Origin of the sequence: Binatus sp. (SeqCode) (assembly GCF_036522015.1) — a bacterium.
In the GTDB taxonomy this organism is placed as follows: domain Bacteria; phylum Desulfobacterota; class Binatia; order Binatales; family Binataceae; genus Binatus.
This window is the reverse complement of sequence record NZ_DATDGQ010000009.1, coordinates 1-6,497: the sequence shown is the minus strand read 5'-3', so window position 1 is coordinate 6,497 and position 6,497 is coordinate 1. Positions and strand designations below refer to the sequence as shown.

Below are 6,497 nucleotides of genomic sequence, written 5' to 3'. Positions count from 1 at the left end.
GATTATCGTCGGCATCGCCGAAGCAACCCTAAGCGGCAAGGGCGACGTCAAGTGGACGAATTTTCTCGACTATGACGAGATTCGCGACCGCGCTTCCAGGGTGGTGGCCGGGTTCGAAAAGTTCAATGAACGCGTGCGCGCTCCGGACGGATTCTACGCTCCCGTAGCTGCGAAACAGCGGCGTTTCGAAACGGCCACCGGCAAGGCGAACTTCACTGTCAATCCAATTCGACCGCTTCAACTCGCGGCCGATCAATTCCTTATGATGACGATTCGCTCGCACGACCAATTTAACACGACGATCTACGGTCTGGACGATCGCTACCGGGGAATTCACGGAGGCCGTCGCGTAATTTTCATGAATCGTGATGACATGGCCGAGGCCGGGCTCCAGGATCGGCAATTGGTCAATCTAACCAGCCACTTTCAGGCCGAGCATCGAACGGTTCGGGATTTCAGAGTGATTCCCTACGACATCCCTCGGCGCTGTGCAGCCACCTACTACCCCGAGACGAATCCCCTGGTAGCGCTCGGCAGCGTTGCGGAAATCAGCAACACTCCTGCGTCGAAATCAATCGTGATCACAATCGAACCCGCGGGTCTCTAGATGCCGGTGCGCGGCGGATGCTGCTATACCCGCCGAGTTTTATCATTGGTGGGCGGTGCAGGTTTCGAACCTGCGACCCCCGGCTTGTAAGGCCGATGCTCTACCACTGAGCTAACCGCCCGCGCCCGAAATGTTAGCAAAAAAAGACGGCCCGCGTGCCATCGACACACGAGCCGCTTTTTTCAGTGAAATTGAATCGAATTGAATCGAGCGCTGCGATCGCGTCCGTTACGTAGCTGTCGACGGCGACGACGACGCTGGTGCTGCGCCGACGCCCTCATTCAGCGAGTCCTTCAACTGCTTGCCCGGCTTGAACTTTGCCGAGCGGCTCGCCGCTATCTCGATCGATTCGCCGGTCTTTGGATTGCGCCCGGTGCGCGCCTGCCGTTCCGATACTGAAAACGTGCCGAAGCCCGAGATGTTCACCCGCTCGCCCTGGCGGAGCGCGGCGATGACGTCGTCGAGCACGATGTTAATTGCGCGTTCGGCGTCGGCCTTGTTGAGGGGAAGCTTGTTTGACAACGCCTCTATGAGTTCAGCCTTGGTCATATGTACCTTCGGCGGTCTCCCAAATCCCCGACCGCGCATTTGAGCCGCGCATTCCGGCCACTCCGGAATGCGCGAAATCCCCCGCTCAGAACCTACGACAGATTCGTCGAGACCGTCGTATCGTCGTCCTCACCCGGCGCCGGCATCGGCACCTTCGGTTCCGGCTCGCGCAGGAACGCCATGTCGCTGTCGCCCTTGCTCGGCTTGAAAAAATTGTCCGGGTCCGTCAACACCAGCGCGTGCTTCAGCACTTCATCCATATGCTCGATCTGGATCAAGGTGATGCCCTTCATGATCTGCGCCGGGATCTCCTCGATGTCCTTGGCGTTATCCCGCGGTATCAGGATCGTCTTGATACCGCCGCGATGCGCCGCGAGCACTTTCTCCTTGAGTCCGCCAATCGGGAGCACTCGGCCGCGCAGCGTGATCTCGCCGGTCATCGCAAGGTCGTTGCGAATCGGCGAGCGCGTGAGCGCCGACACCAGCGCGGTCGCCAGCGTGATTCCCGCCGACGGCCCGTCCTTGGGAATGGCGCCTTCGGGAATATGAATGTGGATGTCGATGCGATGATAGAAGCCGCGATCGAGCCCCAGCACTTCCGCCCGCGAGCGCACGTAGGAGAGCGCCGCCTGCGCCGATTCCTGCATCACGTCGCCGAGCTGTCCGGTGATAGTCAGCTTGCCGCGTCCTGGAACGATCGTCACCTCGACGCTGAGCAGTTCTCCACCAAGTTCCGTCCACGCAAGGCCCGTTGCCACTCCGACCTGCGGCACTGTCTCCGCCGTGCCGTAGCGGAACTTCGGAACGCCTAGATACTTGCTCAGGCTGGAGCTCGAAACCTTGACGTGCGCATTGCGATCGGTCTTGACGACCTCGACCGCAACCTTGCGGCAGATCGATGCGAGCTCACGCTCGAGATTTCTGACGCCGGCTTCGCGCGTGTAGTGGCGGATGATGCCCTGGATTGCGCCGTCGGACACCTCGATATTCTCCGGCCGCAGCCCGTTGGCCTCCTGTTGTTTCTTCAGCAGGTACTTCTTCGCGATATTGAGCTTTTCGGTCTCCGTGTAGCCGGGGATCCGGATGACTTCCATCCTGTCCTGCAGCGGCCGCGGAATTCGGTCGAGCGTATTCGCCGTCGTGATGAACATCACTTTCGACAAATCGTAGTCGCAGTCGAGGTAGTGATCGTTGAAGGTACAGTTCTGCTCGGGATCGAGCACTTCGAGCAGCGCCGACGACGGATCGCCGCGGAAGTCCGTGGACATCTTATCGACTTCGTCGAACAGCAGCACCGGGTTGGACGATCCGGCCTTGCGCACCGACTGGATCACCTTGCCGGGCAGCGCGCCGATATAGGTCCGGCGATGGCCGCGGATTTCGGCTTCGTCGCGCACGCCGCCGAGCGACACGCGCACGAATTTGCGTCCGGTCGCGCGCGCTACCGACTTGCCGAGCGACGTTTTGCCGACGCCCGGAGGTCCGACCAGGCACAGGATCGGCCCCTTCATCTGACCGACCAGGGTCTCGACCGCCAGGTATTCGAGGATGCGCTGCTTGACCTTGTCCAGTCCGTAATGATCTTCCTCGAGCACGCGCTCAGCTTCCTTGATGTCGAGCTTGTCCTCGGTGTACTCGAACCACGGCAGCGCGAGGAACCAGTCGAGATAGTTGCGGACGACGGTGGCCTCGGCCGACATCGGCGACATCATCTTGAGCTTCTTGATCTCGCGCTCGCACTTCTCGCGAGCCTCGGCCGGCATCTTTTTCTGCCGAAGCTTTTCTTCCAACTCTTGAATCTCGTTCTTGAATTCGTCTTTCTCGCCGAGCTCCTTCTGGATCGCGCGCATCTGCTCGTTGAGGTAGTACTCCTTGGACGTCTTCTCCATCTGCTTCTTGACGCGCGAGCGGATGCGTTTCTCGACCTCGAGGATTTCCAGCTCCGAGCGCATGTAGCCGAGAATCTTCTCGAGCCGCTCGGCCGGGTTGGTCGATTCGAGCAGCGCCTGCTTGTCTTCGAGCTTGATCCCGAGATGTCCGACCAGCTTGTCGGCCAGGAACGCGGGATCGTCCACCGCCGCGATCGAAGTGACCATCTCGGGCGGGATCTTCTTGTTGAGGCGCGCGTAGTTGTCGAAGGTCGAGACGACGGTGCGCATCAACGCCTCGACTTCGGTGGAGCGGTCGCTGACCTCTTCGATTTCCTCGGCCTCGACCTGGAAATATTCCTCGTCGGCGACGTAGCGGAGCACGCGTGCGCGCTTCTTGCCCTCGACCAGCGCCTTGACTGTCCCGTCGGGCAAGCGCAGCAGCTGCACGACCACGCCGAGCGTGCCGACGGTGTAGAGGTCGCCGGGCGCGGGCTCTGCGACCTTGGGGTCCTTCTGCGTGACCAGCAGAATCGGCGTCTTCTTGGCCTCGGCGGCTTCCAGAGCCTTAATCGACTTCTGGCGGCCGACGAAGATTGGATAGACTTCGTGTGGGAATACGATCAATTCGCGCAGCGGGAACAGTGGGACCACGTTCGACGTTGCATCGCGATTATCTTTTTTGTCGTTGCGGAAAAGCATCTACTTCTCGAATCTCCCCGAGCTATGCGGTTTCGGCGGTCTTTTGATAGACCAGCAGCGGCTGCTCCTTCTGAGTAACCACCTCTTCCGAGATTAGCACCTCCTTGATGTTGGGTTGTGACGGGATTTCGTACATCAGGTCCACCATGATCGCTTCCATGATAGCGCGCAGGCCGCGAGCACCGGACTTGCGCTTGAGCGCCTCGCGCGAAATAGCGCGCAACGCACCCTGGGTGAATTTCAGGTGGACGTTCTCCATGTCGAAGAGCTTCTGATACTGGCGCACCAGCGCGTTCTTGGGTTCGGTCAGGATTCGCACCAGCGCTTCCTCGTCGAGCTCGCCGAGCGTCGCGATGACGGGCAAGCGGCCGACGAATTCCGGAATCAATCCGAACTTGAGCAAGTCCTCCGGCTGCACTTCGTAGAGCAGCTCGGAGACGGTCTTGGGATCGCGATGGGTCAAGTCGGCGCGAAAGCCCATCGTCTTGCCCGAGATGCGCCGCCGGATGATGTCGTCGAGTCCGACGAACGCGCCGCCGCAGATGAACAGGATATTGGTGGTATCGACCTGCAGGAATTCCTGCTGCGGATGCTTGCGGCCGCCCTTGGGCGGCACCGACGCCATCGTGCCCTCGATGATTTTCAGCAGTGCCTGCTGGACGCCTTCACCCGACACGTCGCGCGTGATCGACGGGTTGTCGCCCTTGCGCGCGATCTTGTCGATCTCGTCGATATACACGATGCCGCGTTGGCATCGCTCGATGTCGTAGTCGGCGTTCTGCAGCAGCGACAGTATGATGTTCTCGACGTCTTCGCCTACGTAGCCGGCCTCGGTCAGCGAGGTCGCGTCGGCAATCGTAAACGGCACCTGCAAAAAGCGCGCGAGGGTCTGCGCGAGGAGCGTTTTGCCGACCCCGGTCGGGCCAATCAGCATGATGTTGGATTTCTGCAGCTCGACGTCGCCGGTCACCATCTGCGAGTCGATTCGTTTGTAATGATTGTGGACCGCGACCGAGAGAATTTTCTTGGCGCGTTCCTGTCCGATCACGTACTGGTCGAGCACCCGCTTGATTTCGGCGGGCTTGGGCACCGCGGAGCTTTGGCTGAAGGCTTCTTCGCTGTCAGTCTCCTCGGCGATTATGTCGTTACATAGGTCGATGCATTCGTCGCAAATATAAACCGTTGGGCCGGCAATCAGCTTTCGAACTTCGTCCTGGCTCTTGCCGCAAAACGAGCAAACCAGGTTGCCGGAGCGGTCGTCATGCTTGGCCATACTGCCTCCCGCGGCTCACTTGGACGGCCTTCGGCTAACGATTACCTCATCAATCAGGCCGTATTCAACCGCTTGTTGCGGCGCCATGAAGTAGTCGCGATCGGTGTCTTTTTCGATCTTACGAAGATTCTGTCCGGTATGCTTCATTATGATGTTGTTGATTTCCTCCCGCGCGTGCAAAATTTCCTTCGCGTGTATCTCGAGGTCGCTCGCCTGACCCTGCATTCCGCCGAGCGGCTGATGCAGGATGATGCGTGAATGGGGCAGCGCGTAGCGCCGTCCCTTCGCACCCGCCAGCAACATGATCGCGGCCATGCTCGCCGCCTGCCCGAGGCACAGCGTCGAGACGGGGGGCCGGATGAACTCCATTGTATCGTAAATCGCCATCCCAGCCGTCACCGACCCGCCCGGCGAATTGATATAAAAATTGATTTCTTTTTCGGGATCTTCGGACTCGAGGAACAGGAACTGCGCCGTCACCAGGTTGGCGACGTCGTCATTGATTTCGGTGCCGAGGAAGACGATGCGGTCCTTAAGCAGGCGAGAATAGATGTCGTAGGCCCGCTCTCCGCGCCCGGTCTGCTCCACCACCATCGGTACCAGGTTGCTCATACCTCCAACCCGCGCCACAGCCCGGTTCCGACGACGATTGAGAGAAGGCCGCTGACGCCTTCAAATTGTAACCACTCGGAAATGGGGGAGCAACCTTGATTAGCGCCGAACCGCGTCGCAAACCTGCTACTTCTGCTCAGACGGACCCTCTTTGGGCGTCTCGGACGGTGAATCTTCACGCTGGGCGCGGCTTAAAATGAAGTCCAACGCCTTTTCGCGGCGCATCGATTGGCGCAACGCCTCGCGACTTTCTTCCTTGCGATAGAACTCGGCGGCGCGATCGCGATTGCGTCCGCTCCCGGTCACGATCGCCGCCACGCGATCGCCCAGCTCCTCGTCATTGATCTCGATTTTTTCCTGCTCGGCGAGCGCATCGACGATCAACGCCGTGCGCGCCCGCTTCTCAGCCCGCGTCTTCAGGTCGTCGGCATTCTGCTTGACCCGTTCGGTCGCGTCCTCATGCGACAGGCCGCCCGATTCGAGTGTCTGATGCAGTTCTGATTCCATCGCCGCCAGCTCGCGCGCGACCAGCGATTCGGGCAGCTCGACCGGGTTGCGCTCGATCACGAGATCGAGCAGTCCCTGGCGGACGCGGGCGTCGGCCTCCTGTTTGGCATGCGCCAGCAACTCGCCGCGGACGCGGGTGCGAAACGCCTCGAGGTTCTCGTCGCCGAGGTCCTTCGCAAAGTCGTCATCGACGCTCGGCAACTCGCGCTTGTAGATTTCTTTCGGAGTCGCGCGCCATTCGATCGTCTTGCCGGCCAACTCTTTCTGGCTGTAGTCGTCAGGATAGGTCTTCGAGGACTTCATCTCTTTGCCGATCTCGGCGCCGATCAGCGCTTCGTGAACGCCGTGGGCGAGCGCGCGCTCGGAAACTTCGACCAAC

Annotated in this window: 6 protein-coding genes and 1 tRNA gene; 1 reads left to right on the top strand and 6 read right to left on the bottom strand. The window is 60.2% G+C overall.

Annotation, left to right across the window (positions count from 1 at the left end; translation table 11 throughout):
- Positions 1-607, top strand: a 607-nt coding sequence (locus VIW95_RS00500) for a molybdopterin dinucleotide binding domain-containing protein (protein ID WP_331582897.1), incomplete at its 5' end; no start/stop codon positions are given.
- A gap of 46 nt (positions 608-653) precedes the next feature.
- On the opposite strand, the gene VIW95_RS00495 is transcribed toward VIW95_RS00500, so the two are convergent.
- The 6 genes from VIW95_RS00495 to VIW95_RS00470 all read right to left on the bottom strand — a co-directional run.
- Positions 654-728, bottom strand: a tRNA-Val gene (locus tag VIW95_RS00495).
- Positions 729-835: 107 nt separating this feature from the next.
- On the bottom strand, positions 836-1,156 hold the full coding sequence (locus VIW95_RS00490) for an HU family DNA-binding protein (protein ID WP_331582895.1): 321 nt from the start codon (positions 1,154-1,156) through the stop codon (positions 836-838).
- A 92-nt stretch (positions 1,157-1,248) separates the two neighbouring features.
- Positions 1,249-3,726, bottom strand: a complete 2,478-nt coding sequence (lon, locus tag VIW95_RS00485) for an endopeptidase La (RefSeq protein WP_331582893.1) — start codon at positions 3,724-3,726, stop codon at positions 1,249-1,251.
- Between the two features lie 22 nt (positions 3,727-3,748).
- Positions 3,749-4,999, bottom strand: a complete 1,251-nt coding sequence (gene clpX, locus VIW95_RS00480) for an ATP-dependent Clp protease ATP-binding subunit ClpX (RefSeq protein ID WP_331582891.1) — start codon at positions 4,997-4,999, stop codon at positions 3,749-3,751.
- Between the two features lie 15 nt (positions 5,000-5,014).
- Positions 5,015-5,611: an ATP-dependent Clp endopeptidase proteolytic subunit ClpP gene (clpP, locus tag VIW95_RS00475; RefSeq protein WP_331582889.1), complete on the bottom strand. Its 597-nt coding sequence runs from the start codon at positions 5,609-5,611 to the stop codon at positions 5,015-5,017.
- Positions 5,612-5,737: 126 nt separating this feature from the next.
- Positions 5,738-6,497: hypothetical protein (locus tag VIW95_RS00470; protein ID WP_331582887.1), on the bottom strand; the 760-nt coding region annotated here is incomplete at its 5' end.

Excerpts from the sequence above, each read along its gene's own strand:
- VIW95_RS00490 (WP_331582895.1), bottom strand. The coding sequence starts at position 1,156 with ATGACCAAGGCTGAACTCATAGAGGCGTTGTCAAACAAGCTTCCCCTC.
- clpX (WP_331582891.1), bottom strand. The coding sequence starts at position 4,999 with ATGGCCAAGCATGACGACCGCTCCGGCAACCTGGTTTGCTCGTTTTGC.
- clpP (WP_331582889.1), bottom strand. The coding sequence starts at position 5,611 with ATGAGCAACCTGGTACCGATGGTGGTGGAGCAGACCGGGCGCGGAGAG.
- lon (WP_331582893.1), bottom strand. The coding sequence starts at position 3,726 with ATGCTTTTCCGCAACGACAAAAAAGATAATCGCGATGCAACGTCGAAC.